Annotated in this window: 13 protein-coding genes; 8 read left to right on the top strand and 5 right to left on the bottom strand. The window is 69.1% G+C overall.

Translation table 11 applies throughout. The features are described from left to right. From AB4Z48_RS31585 to AB4Z48_RS31570, 4 genes are all read left to right on the top strand, one after another. The coding region (locus tag AB4Z48_RS31585; RefSeq protein ID WP_441621315.1) for a transglutaminase family protein at nt 1–1,698 on the top strand (1,698 nt) is incomplete at its 5' end. A 26-nt stretch (nt 1,699–1,724) separates the two neighbouring features. Then, nucleotides 1,725–4,379: a circularly permuted type 2 ATP-grasp protein gene (locus AB4Z48_RS31580; protein WP_441621313.1), complete on the top strand. Its 2,655-nt coding sequence runs from the start codon at nt 1,725–1,727 to the stop codon at nt 4,377–4,379. After that, nucleotides 4,376–5,305, top strand: a complete 930-nt coding sequence (locus AB4Z48_RS31575) for a transglutaminase family protein (protein WP_441621311.1) — start codon at nt 4,376–4,378, stop codon at nt 5,303–5,305. The genes AB4Z48_RS31580 and AB4Z48_RS31575 overlap by 4 nt, the downstream gene beginning before the upstream one ends. Nucleotides 5,306–5,377: 72 nt before the next feature. Further along, nucleotides 5,378–6,307, top strand: coding sequence for an alpha-E domain-containing protein (locus AB4Z48_RS31570; RefSeq protein ID WP_441621309.1), 930 nt, complete (start codon nt 5,378–5,380; stop codon nt 6,305–6,307). A 1,023-nt stretch (nt 6,308–7,330) separates the two neighbouring features. Here AB4Z48_RS31570 and gatB read toward each other — a convergent pair. The 5 genes from gatB to gatC form a co-directional block, all read right to left on the bottom strand. Beyond that, nucleotides 7,331–8,791 (bottom strand): Asp-tRNA(Asn)/Glu-tRNA(Gln) amidotransferase subunit GatB, encoded by a 1,461-nt coding sequence (gene gatB, locus AB4Z48_RS31565; protein WP_441621307.1) that lies wholly within the window; start codon nt 8,789–8,791, stop codon nt 7,331–7,333. 126 nt (nt 8,792–8,917) lie between these two features. Continuing rightward, complete coding sequence (locus AB4Z48_RS31560; RefSeq protein WP_441621305.1) at nt 8,918–9,901, bottom strand: dienelactone hydrolase family protein; 984 nt, start codon at nt 9,899–9,901, stop codon at nt 8,918–8,920. Then, on the bottom strand, nt 9,898–10,362 hold the full coding sequence (locus AB4Z48_RS31555) for a hypothetical protein (protein WP_441621303.1): 465 nt from the start codon (nt 10,360–10,362) through the stop codon (nt 9,898–9,900). The genes AB4Z48_RS31560 and AB4Z48_RS31555 overlap by 4 nt, the downstream gene beginning before the upstream one ends. Then, nucleotides 10,359–11,864, bottom strand: a complete 1,506-nt coding sequence (gatA, locus tag AB4Z48_RS31550; protein WP_441621301.1) for an Asp-tRNA(Asn)/Glu-tRNA(Gln) amidotransferase subunit GatA — start codon at nt 11,862–11,864, stop codon at nt 10,359–10,361. The genes AB4Z48_RS31555 and gatA overlap by 4 nt, the downstream gene beginning before the upstream one ends. A gap of 94 nt (nt 11,865–11,958) precedes the next feature. Continuing rightward, nucleotides 11,959–12,258, bottom strand: coding sequence for an Asp-tRNA(Asn)/Glu-tRNA(Gln) amidotransferase subunit GatC (gene gatC, locus AB4Z48_RS31545; RefSeq protein WP_441621299.1), 300 nt, complete (start codon nt 12,256–12,258; stop codon nt 11,959–11,961). A gap of 706 nt (nt 12,259–12,964) precedes the next feature. Between gatC and AB4Z48_RS31540 the strand changes: the two genes are divergently transcribed. The 4 genes from AB4Z48_RS31540 (at nt 12,965) to mrdA (ending at nt 18,178) form a co-directional block, all read left to right on the top strand. After that, nucleotides 12,965–14,008, top strand: coding sequence for a rod shape-determining protein (locus AB4Z48_RS31540; protein WP_011296266.1), 1,044 nt, complete (start codon nt 12,965–12,967; stop codon nt 14,006–14,008). 198 nt (nt 14,009–14,206) lie between these two features. Further along, entirely contained in the window at nt 14,207–15,250 is a 1,044-nt protein-coding gene (gene mreC / locus AB4Z48_RS31535) for a rod shape-determining protein MreC (protein WP_441621297.1), read from the top strand. Next, nucleotides 15,247–15,759, top strand: a complete 513-nt coding sequence (mreD, locus tag AB4Z48_RS31530) for a rod shape-determining protein MreD (protein WP_441621295.1) — start codon at nt 15,247–15,249, stop codon at nt 15,757–15,759. Before mreC ends, mreD begins: the two co-directional genes overlap by 4 nt. A gap of 106 nt (nt 15,760–15,865) precedes the next feature. Further along, nucleotides 15,866–18,178 carry a penicillin-binding protein 2 gene (gene mrdA / locus AB4Z48_RS31525; protein WP_441621293.1) on the top strand — a complete coding sequence of 771 codons (2,313 nt, stop codon included), beginning with the start codon at nt 15,866–15,868 and terminating at the stop codon, nt 18,176–18,178. Nucleotides 18,179–18,187: the final 9 nt, after the last annotated feature.

The following is an 18,187-nucleotide window of genomic DNA, read 5'->3' as shown; positions in this document are numbered from 1 at the left end:
GCCGCCTTCAGCCCGCATGGTGCCGGCGCGGTGGCGCCGGGCGGCAGCGCTGCCGCCAGCGCGGCGGCGGATCTCGCCCGCGTGCCGGCACACGGCGAGTCCGCGGGCTGGATCACGCGCACCGCGCTGTGCGTGGAAGTGCGCCATCCCAGCCGCGCGGCCGGCCCCAAGGCCGAGCTCTCGGCTGCCGGCGACAAGCGCGGCATGATCTACGTCTTCATGCCGCCGCTGACCGTGCTGGAGGATTACCTCGAACTGCTTGCGGCGGTGGAGGCCACCGCCGCGGCGCTGGGCGTGAAGATCGTGCTCGAAGGCTATCCGCCGCCGCGCGACGTGCGCCTGAAGCTGCTGCAGGTCACGCCCGATCCCGGCGTGATCGAGGTCAACATCCATCCCGCCGCCGACTGGGACGAACTGGTCGACCACACCGAATACCTCTACCAGGCGGCACACGAGACCTATCTGAGCAGCGAGAAGTTCATGGTGGACGGCCGCCATGCCGGCACCGGCGGCGGCAACCACTTCGTGCTGGGCGGCGCCACGCCGGCCGACAGTCCCTTCCTGCGCCGCCCGGACGTGCTGGCCAGCCTGATCGCGTACTGGCACAACCATCCGTCGCTGTCCTACCTGTTCTCGGGCATGTTCATCGGCCCCACCAGCCAGGCGCCGCGCGTGGACGAGGCGCGCAACGACCAGCTCTACGAACTGGAGGTCGCCTTTGCCGAGCTGCAGCACCAGCTCGACCGGCTGGGCGGCGCGCAGGGCGGCGGCTACATGCCGCCGTGGCTGGTGGACCGCACGCTGCGCAACATCCTGATCGACGTCACCGGCAACACGCACCGCAGCGAGTTCTGCATCGACAAGCTCTACTCGCCCGACGGCCCCACCGGGCGCCTCGGCCTGCTGGAGCTGCGCGCCTTCGAGATGCCGCCGCATGCGCGCATGAGCCTGGTGCAGCAACTGTTGCTGCGCGCGCTGGTGGCGCGCTTCTGGCGCCAGCCGTATCGCACGCGCCTGACGCGCTGGGGCACCGAGCTGCACGACCGCTTCCTGCTCGGCACCTTCGTGCAGATGGATTTCGACGATGTGCTCAGCGAGATGCGCGAGGCCGGCTTCGCCTTCGACAATGCCTGGTTCGCCCCGCATTTCGAGTTCCGCTTCCCGCGCGTGGGCGAGCTGGCCGCCGGCGGCCTGGCGCTGACCTTGCGCAGCGCGCTCGAGCCCTGGCACGTGATGGGCGAGGAGGGCAGCGCCGGCGGCACGGTGCGCTACGTGGATTCGTCGCTGGAGCGCATCGAGGTGCGCGTGCTGGGCATGAACGAGAGCCGCCACGTGGTGACGGTGAACGGCCGCGCGGTGCCGTTGCAGCCCACCGGGCGGGCCGGCGAATTCGTGGCCGGGGTGCGCTACCGCGCCTGGGCGCCCCAGTCTGCGCTGCACCCCACCATCGGCGTGCACGCTCCGTTGACATTCGACGTAGTCGACAGCTGGATGGCGCGCAGCATCGGCGGATGCCGGTATCATGTTTCGCATCCGGGCGGGCGCAACTACGAGACCTTCCCGGTCAATGCCTACGAGGCCGAAAGCCGGCGCCTGGCGCGCTTCTTCACGCTCGGCCACACCCCGGGCGTGATGCGCATCGAGGAGCCTGCGCGCAGCCTCGAGTTTCCGTTCACGCTGGACCTGCGGCAACGCTGATCCGCCCCGCCGCCGAGCTTCGCCCCGTGCCCTTGCAGCCCTCCCTGCCCTTCGACGAATCCGCTCCCGCCGCCGAGGCGGCGATGCGCCGCGCGCGCGCGGTGCCCGCGGGACACCTGGACGAGCTCGGCGCGTGCTCGGGCGGCCTGCGCGAGCCGTGGGCAGGCTTCTTCCAGGTGCTGGGCGAGGACGGCATCGGCGCGCTCGGCCAGCAGGCCGCCGCCATGGCGCGCCAGATCCGCGACAACGGCGTGACCTACAACGTCTACGCCGACAACGGCGCCGCGCGCGCCTGGGCGCTGGACCTGCTGCCCTTCCTGGTAGCCGAGGAAGACTGGCAGGTGATCGAGCGCGGCGTGATCCAGCGCGCCAGCCTGGCCAACGCCATGGTGGCCGACATCTACGGGCCGCAGACCCTGCTGGCCAAGGGCTTGCTGCCGGCCGGGCTGGTCTTCGGCCATCCCGGCTACCTGCGCCCCCTCAAGGGCTACCAGCCGCCGGACGGCAATTTCCTGCATATCGTCGCGGTGGACCTGGCGCACACCGCGGAGGGCGGCTGGACGGTGATGGCGCACCGCACGGAAACCCCGTCCGGCATGGGCTACGCGCTGGAGAACCGGCTCATCATCTCCAGCCTGTTCACCGATGCCTTCCGCGAACTGCGCGTGCGCCGCCTGCCCGCCGCCTTCGCGCAGCTGGTGGCCACGCTGGCGCAGCTGCCCGCCATCCGCACGGCCGGCGCGGTCACGCAGCTGACCGCGGCCGGCGCCGCGGGCGCGGCGGCCGCGGCCGGCAAGCACGTGGTGCTGCTGACCCCCGGCCCGTACAACGAGACCTACTTCGAGCACACTTTCCTGGCGCGTTACCTCGGCATCACGCTGGTCGAGGGCAAGGACCTGACGGTGCGCAACGAGGTGGTCTACCTGAAGACGCTGGCCGGGCTGGAGCGCGTGGACGTGATCCTGCGCCGGCTCGACGATGCCTATTGCGATCCCGTGGAGTTGCGCCAGGATTCCACGCTTGGCGTGCCCGGGCTGCTGCAGGCGATGCGCGCGGGCAACGTGCTGGTCTCCAACGCACCGGGTTCCGGCTTCATGGAAACGCCGGCCATCCACGGCTTCCTGCCGGGCATCGCGCGCGAGCTGCTGGGCGAGCCGCTGCTGCTGCCCAGCGTGCCGAGCTGGTGGTGCGGCGAGGCCTCGGCGCGCGCGCAGGCGCTGGCGCAGTTCAGCGAAGCGTTCCTGATGCCGACCTACCCGCGCGGGCTGGCGCAGCCGTGGGAAGGCCCGCGCCTGGGCATGGAGCTGGGCCTGCAGCGGCTGGCAGACTGGCGCGAGCGCATCGAACAGGTGCCCGATCTCTTTACCATCCAGGCCGACCTGCCACTGTCGCACGCGCCGCGCTGGGAGGGGCCGCACATCGGCTCGCGCGCGGCCATGCTGCGGGTCTTCGCGATCGCCGACGGGCGCGGCGGCTGGCAGGTGATGCCGGGCGGCTTCACGCGGCTGGCGGGCGAGGGCCAGCCGGGGGTGTCGATGCAGCTTGGCGGTTCCAGCGTGGACACCTGGGTGCTGTCGAGCCAGCCGGCGCAGCCCGCGCCGGTGCCGGCCACGCCCATGCTCGGCGCCGCGCATCCCGGCCGCGCGGCCAAGCCGCTGGCGGTGTCGAGCCGCGCCGCCGAGAACCTGTTCTGGGCAGGCCGCTACGCCGAGCGCGCCGAGAACAACGTGCGCCTGTGCCGGCTCGTGCTGGGCTCGATCGAAAGCAGCGACGAGCGCGACGACAGCGTGCTCGACGTCATCGGCGAGCTGGTGGTCGCCTGCGGCCTGCTGCCGACCGGCGCGCCGCAGCCGCGCGCGTCGCTGCGCGTGTTCGAGCGCAGCCTGGTGGCGGCGCTGGCCGAAAGCGCCGGCTGGACCAGCGTGGGCCAGAACCTGGCCAGCCATGTGCTCGCCGCCACCGAGATCCGCAACCGCCTGTCCAACGACCACTGGCGCATGATCCTGGCCGCCCGCAACGATTTCGGCGACGCCATGGCGGCCGCCTGCACCGGCGCGTCCGGCAGCGGCGACTGCGGCTACTACGACCGCCCGCGCGTGCTGGCCGCGCTCGACCATCTCGGCATGCAGCTGGCCGCCATCAGCGGCGCCCAGGGCGACCGCATGATGCGCGACGAGGCGTGGCGCCTGCTGTTCATCGGCCGGCATATCGAACGCGTGTCGACGCTGTCGACCTTCCTGGAAGTGTTCACCCGGCACGGCGCGCTGCTGCACCGCAGTGGCTTCGACCTGCTGCTGCACCTGTTCGACAGCACGCTCACCTTCCGCGCGCTCTACCCCGGGCGCACCGACGTGCCGGCGCTGGTCGAGCAGGTCGTGATCGAACCCACCAACCCGCGCGGGCTCTACGGCGTGCTGGCGCGGCTGCGCGTCAAGCTTGGCCAGCTCACGCCGCCGGCCAGCCCGGCGGGCACCGGACGCACGCCACTGCCGCAATGGCTGCCCGCGGTGGAGGCACTGCCCGGCTGGGATGCACTATGCCGGCGCGACGAAAGCGGGCAATACACCAATCTGGTGCAGGCGTGCGACCAGTTGAGCAGCCTGGTGGGGCAGCTCTCCGACGAGATCAGCGCGCGCTACTTCAGCCACGCCGGCATGGCCGGCGTGCGGGTGCGGCCATGAGCGTGCCGGCCAACGATCCGGCGCGCGCGGCCGCGGTGCCCGCCCCCGCCGCGCTCACGGTGCACCACAAGACCACCTACGAGTATTCCGCGCCGGTGGAGAATGCCCAGCAACGCGCCGTGGTGTACCCGGTGACGTGCCCGTGGCAGACGGTGCTGTCGCACAGCACGCAGGTCGAGCCCGAGCCTTCGCACCAGCATGCCGGCACGGACGCCTTTGGCAACCATGTGCTGTACTTCACCATCGACGTGCCGCACGACTTCATGCAGCTCTGCTGCGAGAGCACGGTGCGCGTGCTGCCGCGCTGGGACGCGCTCGATCCGGCCGCCAGCATGCCGTGGGAAGACGCCGTCGCCGCGCTGCGCTTTCGCGCCGGGCAGGCTTTCCGGCCCGAGAGCGAGTTCTGTTTCGCCTCGCCCAACGTGGCCCTGCATCCGGACCTGAAGGCTTATGCGCTGGCCAGCTTCGCGCCCGGCGTGCCGGTGGTGGCCGGCGCCATCGACCTGATGCACCGCATCCACGCCGACTTCGAGTACGAGCCCGAGGTCACCGAGGTGGCCACCCCGGCGCTGCAGGCCTTCGCGCTGCGCAGCGGGGTTTGCCAGGATTTCGCGCAGGTCATGATCGGCTGCCTGCGCTCGCTCGGCCTGGCCGCGCGCTATGTCAGCGGCTACCTGCGCACGGAGCCGCCGCCGGGCCAGCCGCGGCTGATCGGCGCGGATGCCTCGCACGCCTGGCTGTCGGTGTATTGCCCGCTGACCGGCTGGGTCGACCTCGATCCCACCAACGACGTGCTGGCCGACACCGGCCATGTGACGCTGGCGTTCGGGCGCGACTATAGCGATGTCTCGTTGCTGCGCGGCGTCATCGTGGGCGGCGGCGCGCATGGCGTGGACGTGGAGGTCAGCGTGCTGCAGGTGGAATAGGCAGCGCCCCGACGCGGCTGGCAAGCCAATTGCTTGTGTTGTGCAGGGGTTGCCGAAAAAAGGGGAGTCAATATGCTGAGCCGCACCGCCGACCACCTGTTCTGGATGGCCCGCTACACCGAGCGTGCCGAGAACACCGCGCGCATGCTCGACGTCAACCACCAGACCGCGCTGCTGCCGCAGTCGCGCGACGAGGCCCGGCAGGGCTGGCTGGCCATGCTCGACGCGACCGAGCTCACCCCGGTCTTTGCCGAGCATCACGGCGCGGTGGTGCACGAGGAAGTGCTCGACTTCATGGTGCGCGACCTCAGCCACCCGGCCTCGATCATGTCCTGCCTGCGCGCCGCGCGCGAGAATGCCCGCGCCGTGCGCGGCGCCCTGACCACGCCGTTGTGGGAAACCATCAACACCACCTGGCTCGATGTCCAGCAGATGGTCGCCGACGGCATCCTGCGGCACGATCCCGCGCAGTTCTTCGAATGGGTCAAGTTCCGCTCCCACCTCACGCGCGGCGTCGAAGCCGGCACCATGCTCAAGGACGAAGCCTATTGCTTCATGCGCCTGGGTACCTTCCTCGAGCGCGCCGACAACACCGCGCGGCTGCTCGACGTCAAGTTCCAGGCCACCGACCCGGGTAGCCAGCAGGACGATTTCTACCAGTGGGCCGCGGTGCTGCGCTCGGTCTCGGGGTTCGAGATGTACCGCAAGGTCTATCGCTCGGCGGTCACGCCGGAACGCGTGGCCGAACTGCTGATCGTGCATCCCGACATGCCGCGCTCGCTGGCGGCCAGCCTGCGGGAGGTGGTGTCCTTGCTGGCGCAGGTGCGCAATGTGGCTTCAGCGGAGACTGAGAGGCGTGCGGGCAAGCTGCATGCGGAGCTTAAGTTTGCCCGGATCGAGGATATTTTTTCTGTCGGGATTCATGGGTGGTTGGGGGATTTCTTGCGGAGGGTGCATGAGGTGGGGAGTGGGGTGAGTCATAGTTTTTTGATGCGGGGGTGAGGGGGGCTGCGGGGGGTGTGTTTCGACATCAAAGTCAAATTATTTAAAAGCTTAAAATCAACATCAAAGTCAAAGGCTTTAACTTCAAGGTCAAATTCTTTAAAAGCTCAAAATCAACATCAAAGTCAAAGGCTTTCGCTCCCCCGGAGCGACCTACTTTCTTTTTTCCGAAAAGAAAGTAGGCAAAGAAAGCGGACTGCCTGGCCGGCAGGGGCAGAAACGTTGGGATTTCTGGTATTGCTGGTTTCGTCGTGGGGTTTGTGGTTCTACTGGCATCCTGCCGTTACCGGTGCTGGCGGCCACAATCCTGCTGGAGGTGGTGGTTTCGGGGTCAGGCCTATGATGGCGAGCACACTGCTTGTTCGGCCATCTGCCGTCACCGGCGCTGGCCACCACGACGTAGCACTCTCATGGTTTCGTGGTGGGCGTGGTGGCCCCGGCTTGAAAAGGGAACCAACTACACCCGCGCCCCGGTCCACCGCGCCCACCACGAAACCAGTGCCGTTCCCATGACGCGCCCATCCACCCCGGTCGCGGCAGCAGCCTGAACCACCTGGGCCGCCGCCATCATGCAGCGCCGCCACGAATCGGACACCGCCCGCGACGCCGCAGGCGAGCAAGCCGGTAGCGTCAGCAGTCGAGCCGAAGCCACGAGACCCACCACGAAACCACAATCAGACTTGAAGTCTGAGCGCCCAGCCTTCTGCAAGAATCGCTTTCTTTTGGTTACTTTTCTTTTCGAGAAAAGAAAAGTGACACTTACATGTGTGCGAACGGGCTATCAAGCCCGGGCCGCCAGGCCCACAGAGACAAGCAGACTCCACCAAATACGCCAAAATAAACCAACCAAAGCCCAAGCCGCCAGGCCCACAGAGACAAGCAGACTCCACCAAATACGCCAAAATAAACCAACCAAAGCCCGGGCCGCCAGGCCCACAGAGACAGGCGCACTTGCATGCACCTGAAGGACCCAAAAGGCCCGGGCCGCCAGGCCCACAGCAACCCGGGCAAGAAGGCCAATCCTCATGCCCCCAACTTCTTCCTCAACAACTCATTCACCTGCGCCGGGTTCCCCTTCCCCTTGGTGGCCTTCATGGCCTGCCCGACCAGGGCATTGAACGCCTTCTCCTTGCCGGCGCGGAATTCCTCCACCGACTTGGCGTTGGCGGCCAGCACGTCGTCGATGATCTTCTCCAGTTCGCCCGAGTCGGACATCTGCTTGAGGCCCTTGGCAGCGATGATGGCGTCGGCGTCGCCGCCTTGCTCGCCCGCCCACATGGCCGGGAACACGTCCTTCTTGGCGGTGTTGTTGGACACCGTGCCGTCGGCGATGCGCACCAGCAGCTTCGCCAGCTGGGCGGGCTTGACCGGGGCGGCGTCGAGCGCGATGCCTTCGCGATTGAGCAGGGAGGACACGTCGCCCATCAGCCAGTTGGCCGCGGGCTTGGCGTTGGCCGCGCCGGCTTCGGCAACCACGGCTTCGAAGTAGCCGGCAAGCGGCTTGGAAGCGGTCAGCACGCTGGCATCGTAGGCGGACAGGCCGTACTGCGATACCAGGCGCGCCTGCATGGCCGCGGGCAGTTCCGGCAGCGCGGCCTTCACGCGTTCGATCCAGGCGGCGTCGATCTCGAGCGGCAGCAGGTCGGGGTCGGGGAAGTAACGATAGTCGTGCGCGTCTTCCTTGGTGCGCATGGCGCGCGTCTCGCCGGTATCCGGGTCGAACAGCACGGTGGCCTGCTGGATCTCGCGGCCGTCCTCGATCTCGGCGATCTGCCACTGCACTTCGTACTCGATGGCCTGCTGCAGGAAGCGGAACGAGTTGAGGTTCTTGATCTCGCGGCGCGTGCCCAGCTTGGGGTTGCCGTACGGGCGCACCGATACGTTGGCGTCGCAGCGGAAGCTGCCTTCCTGCATGTTGCCGTCGCAGATGCCCAGCCATACCACCAGCGCGTGCAGGGCCTTGGCGTAGGCCACGGCCTCGGCCGCGCTGCGCATGTCGGGCTCGGTGACGATTTCCAGCAGCGGGGTGCCGGCGCGGTTCAGGTCGATGCCGGTCATGCCGGCGAAGTCTTCGTGCAGCGATTTGCCGGCGTCTTCCTCGAGGTGGGCGCGCGTGAGCTGCACGGTCTTCTCGTAGGTCTCGCCCTTCTTGCCCTCGACCTGGATGCTGATGCTGCCGCCTTGCACTACCGGGAGCTCGTACTGGCTGATCTGGTAGCCCTTGGGCAGGTCAGGGTAGAAGTAATTCTTGCGCGCGAAGACGCTGCGCGGCGCGATGGTGGCGCCGATCGCCAGGCCGAACTCGATGGCGCGCTCGACCGCGCCGCGGTTGAGCACCGGCAGCACGCCGGGCAGCGCCAGGTCGACCGGCGAGGCTTGCGTGTTCGGCGCCGCGCCGAAGGCGGTGGAGGTGCCGGAGAAAATCTTGGAGGCCGTCGACAGTTGCGTGTGCGTCTCGAGGCCGATCACCACTTCCCATTGCATGGCGGTATTCCTGTTCGTGTGCGGTATGTGTTGCTACTTGTACTGCGTCGTTCGTTGTTCGTCGTTCGTGCTTTGCTGCTTTCGTGTTCCTGCACGCCGCGTGCCGCGTGCCCCGTGCCGCTACGCTCAGGGATTCGGGCTGGCCAGCCATGAATCCAGCTGCGCCAGCGCCGCGTCGCGCGCGACCGGGTCGGCGCCCACCGTCACGCCCCGGCCCGGATGCGTGCCGTTGGGCACGTCGCGCCGCACCCGCAGCTCGCCCGCGCCTTCGAAGGCGTCGAAACCGTGGTAGGCGCCAGGGTAGATCTCCAGGCGGAAGCGCGCCTCGGGCTGGCGCGCCGCCACGGCTTCGCGCAGCATGGCGCAGCGCGTGGCGGGGGTCCAGTCGTCGGCGCCGCCGGTCATCAGCAGCAAGGGCGCGCGCAGGCGGAAGCCATGGCGCTGCACGGCGCTCTTGCAGCCCGGGTAGAAGGCCACGGCACGTTCGATGGACGGTGCGCCGGCGGGCCAGTCGCGGCTGGCGTCGATGGCGCTGAGCACGGCCTGCGCGCCGTTGGACCAGCCCAGCAGCACGATGCGGCCGGTGTCCACGCCGGGCTGCCGCGCCAGCCACTGCAGCGCGGCCAGCACGTCGCCGCGCCGCACGGTGTCGTCGATGTCGCGCGTGGCCATGGGCTCGGTGCAGATGCCCTGCGGCTTGCCGCGTGGGGCGAAGCTGTCGGGCAGCAGCACTGCGTAGCCGCGCGCGGTGAGCCACCGCACGTAGTCGCGGTAGCGCGCCTGCAGCGCCGCGGCGTCGGTGCCGCCGCGCTGGTAAAGCCCGGCGCAGCCGTGCAGCGCAACCACTACCGGCATGGCCTGCGCGGGCGCGGTGGCGCCGTGTTGCGGCACGAACCAGTAGGCGTCGAGCGGCTTGCCTTCGTCCGTTCCCGGGAAACGCACCGCCTGCGCCGCCGGCATGGCGGACTCCACGGCGGCGGCCGGCACCGAGGCCTGCGCGTGCATGGCGGGGCTTGCCAGCAGCGCGGCGCCGGCGCCGAGGCACAAGGCCGCGGCGCGCAGGGCGCGAAGGGGGAAGAGGAGCAGGGGCAAGGCCCGGGTGAGTTTCATCGGATCTGGGCGCAGCCGCCGGTGCCAGGTTCGAACATCACCGGCCAGGCCTCTTCATAGATGCCCGGCGAGCAGCGCTGCTGGCAGTTGGCGTGCGCCAGCGTGACACGGCGCGGGTCCTGCCAGACCATCAGCTTGCAGGCGCTGCCGTCGTTGGCGCGCAGCTCGATATGCGGCTTCTTCTGGGTCTGGCGGAACTCGGCCAGGTTGAAGCTGCACGAGCCGCGCTTGCCCACCCACAGTTTCCACGACAGCTGCTGCACCGTGTTGTCGGCCACGCGCAGCTGCGCGTCCTCGCGGAAGCCGTCCTCCTCGGTACGGCGGCAGTCGCCGGCCAGGTCGATGTCGCGGCTGGCGATCGGCGTGGGCTGGCCGAAGCGCGGCAGCGGAATGCAGGCGGCCAGCCCCGCGGCCAGCGCGATGCCGCCCGCGATGCGAACCAGCCAGCGCCGCGCCGTCATGCCTGCGCGGGCCGGCGCAGATGCCAGTCCGTGGCTTGCTGGAACGCGTGCGCGGTCTGCAGCAGCTCGGCTTCGCCGAAGTAGTTGCCGATCAGCTGCAGGCCGACCGGCATGCCGCCTTCTCCCAGGCCGCAGGGCACGCTCATGCCGGGCAGGCCGGCCAGGCTGGTCGACAGCGTGAAGATGTCGGCCAGGTACATCTGCACCGGGTCGGCGCTCTTCTCGCCAAGCTTCCACGCCACCGTGGGCGCCACCGGGCCCATGATCACGTCGCACTGGGCGAAGGCGCGCTGGAAGTCCTCGGAGATGATGCGGCGGATCTTCTGCGCCTGCAGGTAGTACGCGTCGTAATAGCCGTGCGACAGCACGTAGGCGCCCACCATGATGCGGCGCTTGACCTCGGGGCCGAAGCCTTCGGCGCGGCTCTTCTTGTACATGTCCATCAGGTCGCGGTACTCGGCGGCGCGGTGGCCGTAGCGCACGCCGTCGAAGCGCGACAGGTTGGACGAGGCCTCGGCCGGCGCGATGATGTAGTACACCGGGATCGACAGCTCGGTCTTGGGCAGCGAGACCTCGACCAGCGTGGCGCCGAGCTTCTCGTACTCGGCCAGCGCGGCGCGCACGGCCTGCTCGACGTCGGCCGACAGGCCCTTGCCGAAGTATTCCGTGGGCAGGCCGATGCGCAGGCCCGACAAGGGCTTGGCGGCACTGGCGCCGGCGCGCGGCTGGCCGAGCAGGCGGGTGAAGTCTTCGTCCACGCCGCCCTGCGCGGGCGCGAGGCTGGTCGAGTCGCGCTCGTCGAAGCCGGCCATGGCGCCCAGCAGCAGCGCGCAGTCTTCGGCGGTGTGCGCCATCGGGCCGCCCTGGTCCAGCGAGGAGGCGAAGGCGATCATGCCGTAGCGCGACACGCGGCCGTAGGTGGGCTTGATGCCGGTGATGCCGGAGAACGAGGCCGGCTGGCGGATCGAGCCGCCGGTGTCGGTGCCGGTGGCGGCCGGCGCCAGGCCCGCGGCCACGGCGGCCGCCGAGCCGCCCGAGGAGCCGCCCGGCACGCGCGCAGGGTCCCACGGGTTCTTGACCGCGCCGAAGTGCGAGTTCTCGTTGGACGAGCCCATCGCGAACTCGTCCATATTGGTCTTGCCCAGCGTGACCATGCCGGCGGCGCCCAGGCGCTCGACCACGGTGGCGTCGAACGGGCTTTCATAGCCGGCCAGCATGCGCGAGCCGGCTGTGGCGCGCCAGCCACGCGTGACGAACACGTCTTTGTGGGCGATCGGCACGCCGGTCAGCAGGCCGGCTTCGCCGCGCGCGCGGCGTTCGTCGGCGGCGCGCGCCTGCGCCAGGGTCAGCTCGGGGTTGACGTCGACGAAGGCGTTGAGCGCGGTGGCCTGCTCGATGCGGCCAAGGTAGTCGCGCGCCAGTTCCTCGGCGGAAACGGTGCGCGCCGCCAGCGCGTCGGCGAGCTGGCGCAGGGAGGTCACTGAAGTTGCGGAAAAGGACATGTCGGTCGGTATGGCTTGGCAGGAGGGGCGGCCGGCGCGCGGCAAGCCGGCGCGGCGGGAGCCGCCGGGTTCGGGGGCCGTGAGGCGCTGACCTTTACTCGATGACCTTGGGCACCAGGTACAGGCCGCCTTCGGTGGCCGGCGCGGGGCGCTGGTAGTCGTCGCGGCGGTCGGTTTCGGTCACGGCGTCGTCGCGCAGGCGCTGCGACATCTCGCGCACGGTGGACAGCGGGTGGGCCAGCGGTTCCACGCCGGTGGTGTCGACCGCCTGCATCTGTTCGACCAGGGAGAAGAATTGATTGAGCTGCACAAGGGTATGCCCTGCCTCGTCATCGTTGATCTCGATGCGGGCAAGGTGGGCGATGCGCTTGACGTCGGATAGGTCGAGAGCCATGGCTTGGGTCGGTGCGTGGTCGATGCGAAATCGGTGTTGTATCGGCGTGATGGCGGGAGGCGAATCCGGAAGCGGGCGCGGTAGCGAGAGGCAAGGCGCGCGCCGCCGGGGCGGGCGGGGCGAGTGCTGCCGGGAGCGCCCCGGAATCGTCAAAGTTACACGTTTTTTCGAGGAAGAAGCCCCCGAAACAGGGGGAATTATAAGGTATCATTGCGCGTTGCCATTCCCTGGCAGCGCCTTCGTCACATTGGTGCAAATCCGCGCCCGCTGGAGCTTTCCGGTGGAACCCGCGGCGCACACGCAGTGCACCGTCGCCCCCGTACCGCCCTCCAGGCCGCCCTTGTCGCGGCAAGCCGGCGGCGGACGCCGGGCCGAGGGCAACCAGGAAGGCAGGCAAGGGCCCTCTGATTAGGCCGCCCCGGCCGGCAATTTTTTGTAATTGCCGCGCGGTTCCACCGAACTTTTAGGCGTGGTCTAATCAAAGGTTCCCGTAGAGGCTGTTCCCGCCCCCGGCGGGCGGGCCTCGGCTGGCGGCCCCGTCCCGGCTGCCGCGCATCTCCGGATGACGCGGCGCCGGCGCGGCGCCGGGCTCGCCGAACGGTGGGGGGCCTTGAATACCACCCGTCGCAACGAATTTCGTGGCTGGCCCGATAGCGGCGCCGGCCGCTTCGCATACCTCGCGAACCACCAGAAAACAGGATTCCTGATGTTCGGATTTCTCCGCAGCTATTTCTCCAACGATCTCGCGATCGACCTCGGCACGGCCAACACCCTGATCTATATGCGCGACAAGGGCATCGTCCTGGACGAGCCCTCGGTGGTGGCGATCCGCCAGGAAGGCGGACCCAACGCCAAGAAGACGATCCAGGCGGTGGGCAAGGAAGCCAAGCAGATGCTGGGCAAGGTGCCGGGCAATATCGAGGCGATCCGCCCGATGAAGGACGGCGTGATCGCCGACTTCACCGTGACCGAGCAGATGCTCAAGCAGTTCATCAAGATGGTGCACGACTCCAAGCTGCTGCGCCCGTCGCCGCGCATCATCATCTGCGTGCCGTGCGGCTCGACCCAGGTCGAGCGCCGCGCCATCCGCGAATCGGCGCTGGGCGCCGGCGCCAGCCAGGTGTACCTGATCGAGGAGCCGATGTCGGCCGCGATCGGCGCGGGCCTGCCGGTGTCGGAGCCGTCGGGCTCGATGGTGGTCGATATCGGTGGCGGCACCACCGAGGTGGGCATCATCTCGCTGGGCGGCATGGTCTACAAGGGCTCGGTGCGCGTGGGCGGCGACAAGTTCGACGAAGCCATCGTCAACTACATCCGCCGCAACTACGGCATGCTGATCGGCGAGCAGACCGCCGAGGCCATCAAGAAGGAAATCGGCTCGGCTTTCCCGGGCTCCGAAGTCCGCGAGATGGAAGTCAAGGGCCGCAACCTGTCCGAAGGCATCCCGCGTGCCTTCACGGTGTCGTCCAACGAAATCCTCGAAGCGCTGACCGATCCGCTCAACCAGATCGTCTCGGCCGTGAAGATCGCGCTGGAGCAGACCCCGCCGGAACTGGGCGCGGACATCGCCGAGCGCGGCATGATGCTGACCGGGGGCGGCGCGCTGCTGCGCGACCTGGACCGCCTGCTGGCCGAGGAAACCGGCCTGCCGGTGCTGGTGGCCGAAGACCCGCTGACCTGCGTGGTGCGCGGCTCCGGCATGGCGCTCGAGCGCATGGACAAGCTCGGCAGCATCTTCTCCTACGAATAACGAGTCAGCGAGAGGATATCGCTCGTGGCGCGACACGGCCTGCCGGATCACCTGGTCGGGGCCTCGCCGCGTCGCGCCGCTTCCCCGACCCGGCCCGGCCCAGGGTATCGCACGACCCCGCCTGACTCCCGCCAACCCGGCGGGGCGGCGGCGTTGCGTCCGTGGGGCCGGGAGACCTTTCCGCCAGCGCACGGGTAAATGGATTACACTCCGCCGCCGCTCTTCAAGCAGGGCACTTCCGCCGTGGCGCGCCTCGTCTTCTATGTGACGATCGCGCTGGTGCTGCTCATCGTCGATGCGCGCTTCGATGCCTTGCGCGTGGTGCGCCAGGTCGCCGCCACCGTGCTGATGCCGGTCGAGCGTACCGTGCTGGTGCCGCGCGACGCGCTGCGCACCGCGTTCGACTACGCGCAATCGTCGGCCACGCTGGCCAGCGAGAACCGCGAACTCAAGCGCCGCGCCGTGACCGAGGCCGAAGGCTCGGTGCGCCAGTCCCAGCTCGAGTCCGAGAACAACCAGTTGCGCAAGCTGCTTGGCCTGCAGCAGCAGTCGGCCACGCCGGTGACGGCAGCCGAGATCCTCTACGACGCGCGCGATCCGTATAGCCAGCGCATCGTGATCGACCGCGGCAGCCAGCACGGCCTGCGCGCCGGCTATCCGGTGATCGACGAACGCGGCGTGATCGGCCAGATCACGCGCGTCTCGCCGTTCCAGTCCGAAGTCACGCTGCTGACCGACAAGGAACAGGCCATTCCGGTGCAGGTGGTGCGCAACGGGCTGCGCAGCGTCGCCTTCGGCGGCGCCCGTGCCGGCCTGCTCGACCTGCGCTTCATGGCGGCTTCGGCCGACCTGCAGCAGGGCGACCTGCTGGTGACTTCCGGTCTGGACGGCACCTACCCTCCCGGCTTGCCGGTGGCCAAGATCGTGCAGATCGAGCGCAAGGCCGACACCGCGTTCTCCCGCGTGTACTGCGAACCGGTGGCCGGCGTGCGCTCGCACCGCCAGCTGCTGGTGATCCGCTACGAAGCGCAGCTGCCGCCGCGCGAGGCGATCGACGGCCCGCGCGACGCCAAGGAAACCAGGAGCGGCCGGGCCGGCCGGCCCGGGGTCAGGGATGCCGAGYGGGGAGGCGACAAGCCGGCGGCGAAGCCCGCGGAAAAGCCGGCCGAGAAGCCCGCCGAGAAATCCACGGAAAAAGCCGCCGACAAGCCCGCCCCCGCCGCCAAGGAGGTCAAGCGGTGACCAATCCCCAATACCTGCTGCGACCGGTCAACCCGGCGTTCATCGCGCTGAGCTTCGTGCTGGCCTTCCTGTTCAACCTGATGCCCTGGGGCTCCACGTTGTGGATTCCCGACATGGTGGCGCTGGTGCTGGTGTTCTGGAACATCCACCAGCCGCGCAAGGTGGGCATGGGCGTGGCGTTCGCGCTGGGCCTGCTGATGGATGTGCACGATGCGCGCCTGCTTGGCGAGCATGCCATGGCGTACACCCTGCTGGCCTACTTCGCCATCACCATCCACCGCCGTGTGCTGTGGTTCACGGTCTACACCCAGGCGCTGCACGTGTTGCCGCTGCTGTTCATGGCGCACGCGGTGCCGGTGGTGATCCGCCTGGCCATGGGCGCGCCGCTGCCGGGCTGGCAGCTGCTGCTGGCGCCGGGCATCGAGGCGCTGCTGTGGCCGCTGGCCACCAGCATGCTGCTGGCGCCGCAGCGGCGCAGCGCCGACGTGGACGAGACCCGGCCCATATGACGCGCCGGCGCGCCGGCAATAGCGATCCGGCAATAGCTTGACCCTCAACCGAGTACCGCCGCGCCCCTTGCGGGTGCGCGGCACACCGCAAGGCTGACGCAGTACCATGACCGAAATCCGCAATGTCGAACAGGAGCTCGGCCGCTTCCGCATCCGCGTGGCGGCCGCGGGCCTGTTCGCCGTGATCTGCTTCGGCCTGCTGTTCAGCCGCTTTCTCTGGCTGCAGTGGTACAAGCACGACCAGTACTCGGCCAAGGCCGAGGACAACCGCATCTCGGTGGCGCCGATCGAGCCCAACCGCGGCATCATCATGGACCGCAACGGCGTGGTGCTGGCGCGCAACTATTCGGCCTACACGCTGGAAATCACGCCGTCCAAGCTGTCCGACACGCTCGACAACACCATCGAGTCGCTCAGCCAGCTGGTCGACATCCAGCCGCGCGACCGCCGCCGCTTCAAGCGGCTGATGGAAGAATCGCGCAGCTTCGAGAGCCTGCCGATCCGCAGCCAGCTCACCGACGAGGAAGTGGCGCGCTTCTCCGCCCAGCGCTTCCGCTTTCCCGGCGTGGACGTGCGCGCGCGGCTGTTCCGCCAGTACCCGATGGGCGAGTCCGCCTCGCACGTGATCGGCTACCTGGGCCGCATCTCGCAGCGCGACCAGGAGCGCATCGAGGCCATGGACGAGGCCAACGACGCCGAGGGCGCCAAGTACGATCCGCGCAAGGACGCCGACAACTACAAGGGCTCCAACTACATCGGCAAGATCGGCATCGAGCAGAGCTACGAGACCGAACTGCACGGCCTGACCGGCTTCGAGGAAGTGGAAGTGAGCGCGGGCGGCCGCCCGATCCGCACGCTGTCCACCTCGCCCGCCACGCCCGGCAACAACCTGATCCTGTCGCTCGACATCCGCCTGCAGCAGCTTGCCGAGGCGTTGTTCGGCGACAAGCGCGGCGCGCTGGTGGCGATCGAGCCGGCCACCGGCGACATCCTGGCCTTCGTGTCCAAGCCGACCTTCGATCCCAACCTGTTCGTCGAAGGCATCGACAGCAACGCCTGGAACGAGCTCAACGGCTCGCCCGACAAGCCCTTGCTGAACCGCCCGCTGCGCGGCACCTACCCGCCGGGCTCGACCTACAAGCCGTTCATGGCGCTGGCGGCACTCACCACCGGCAAGCGCACCGCGGCCTGGGGTTTCCACGATCCGGGCTCGTTCACGCTGGGCAATCACACGTTCCGCGACGACAAGCCGGGTGGCCACGGCTGGGTGGACATGCAGGCCTCGATCGTGCAGTCGTGCGATACGTACTACTACATGCTGGCGCGCGACATGGGCGTCAATGCCATCCACGATTTCATGAAGCCGCTGGGCTTCGGCCAGATCACCGGCATCGATATCGAAGGCGAGAGCCGCGGCATCCTGCCGTCCACCGACTGGAAGCGCCGCGCCTATCGCAAGGCCGACCAACAGAAATGGTATGACGGCGAGACCATCTCGCTGGGCATCGGCCAGGGCTACAACAGCTTCACCATCCTGCAGCTGGCCAACGCCGTGTCCATCCTGGTCAACAACGGCACCGCGATGAAGCCCCACCTGGTCAAGGCGGTGGAGGATTCCGTGAGCCGCGACCGCGAGCTCACGGTACCCAAGGAAAGCTACCGGCTGCCGCTCAAGCAGGCCGATATCGACGTGATCAAGCGCGCCATGGTGGGCGTGACGCACTCGGGCACCGCTGCCCGCGCCTTTGCCGGCGCCGCCTACGAGTCGGCCGGCAAGACCGGTACCGCACAGACCTTCACCGTGGGCAAGAACGAGAAGTACAACCACCACGCGCTCGACGAACGCAAGCGCGACCACGCGCTCTATACCGCCTTCGCCCCGGCTGACAACCCGAAGATCGCGCTGGCGATGATCGTGGAGAACGCCGGCTTCGGCGGCGCGGTGGCGGCGCCGATCGCACGCAAGGTGATGGACTACTACCTGCTGGGCAAGTGGCCCGAGGAGCTGGCGGACATTGCGCCGCCGGCATCCGAGCGCGCCGGAGGCAAGCCGCCCGTGGACACGCCCAGTGTGTTCACCACCGGCCAGACCGCCAGCATCGCCAGCGCCACCGTGATGGGCGCCAGCGAGGCCGCCGCCACCAGCAGCGCCGCGGCCAGCGGTGCCGGCGCCAGCGCGCCGGCGGCACGCCCTGGCGCGGCGTCGGCCACCGCGGCGGCGGTGATCGACCCGGCCGCCATCGCGCCGGCCTCGGCGGTGCAGACGCTGGACCAGCGCATGGCCCAGGCGCTCGGCCACAGCCACCCGGCGCCCGCGCCCGCCCAGGCCGCTGCGGCCCCGGTCGCCGCCGCCGCTCCGAAACCACGCGCCAAGCCCGCCGCCGCTCCCGGCGCGGGCGGCGCCAACGCTACACGCTGAAGGAGACGC

The organism is Cupriavidus sp. 2TAF22 (genome assembly GCF_052115045.1).
Lineage (GTDB): Bacteria > Pseudomonadota > Gammaproteobacteria > Burkholderiales > Burkholderiaceae > Cupriavidus.
The sequence above is the reverse complement of the archived record's forward strand: the minus strand, read 5'-3'. Positions and strand labels throughout refer to the sequence as shown.

Bases quoted from the DNA above. Each gene is read 5' to 3' on its own strand.
- gatB (WP_441621307.1), bottom strand. From the start codon at position 8,791: ATGCAATGGGAAGTGGTGATCGGCCTCGAGACGCACACGCAACTGTCG.
- AB4Z48_RS31575 (WP_441621311.1), top strand. From the start codon at position 4,376: ATGAGCGTGCCGGCCAACGATCCGGCGCGCGCGGCCGCGGTGCCCGCC.
- AB4Z48_RS31570 (WP_441621309.1), top strand. From the start codon at position 5,378: ATGCTGAGCCGCACCGCCGACCACCTGTTCTGGATGGCCCGCTACACC.
- gatC (WP_441621299.1), bottom strand. From the start codon at position 12,258: ATGGCTCTCGACCTATCCGACGTCAAGCGCATCGCCCACCTTGCCCGC.
- AB4Z48_RS31560 (WP_441621305.1), bottom strand. From the start codon at position 9,901: ATGAAACTCACCCGGGCCTTGCCCCTGCTCCTCTTCCCCCTTCGCGCC.
- AB4Z48_RS31540 (WP_011296266.1), top strand. From the start codon at position 12,965: ATGTTCGGATTTCTCCGCAGCTATTTCTCCAACGATCTCGCGATCGAC.
- AB4Z48_RS31555 (WP_441621303.1), bottom strand. From the start codon at position 10,362: ATGACGGCGCGGCGCTGGCTGGTTCGCATCGCGGGCGGCATCGCGCTG.
- mrdA (WP_441621293.1), top strand. From the start codon at position 15,866: ATGACCGAAATCCGCAATGTCGAACAGGAGCTCGGCCGCTTCCGCATC.
- gatA (WP_441621301.1), bottom strand. From the start codon at position 11,864: ATGTCCTTTTCCGCAACTTCAGTGACCTCCCTGCGCCAGCTCGCCGAC.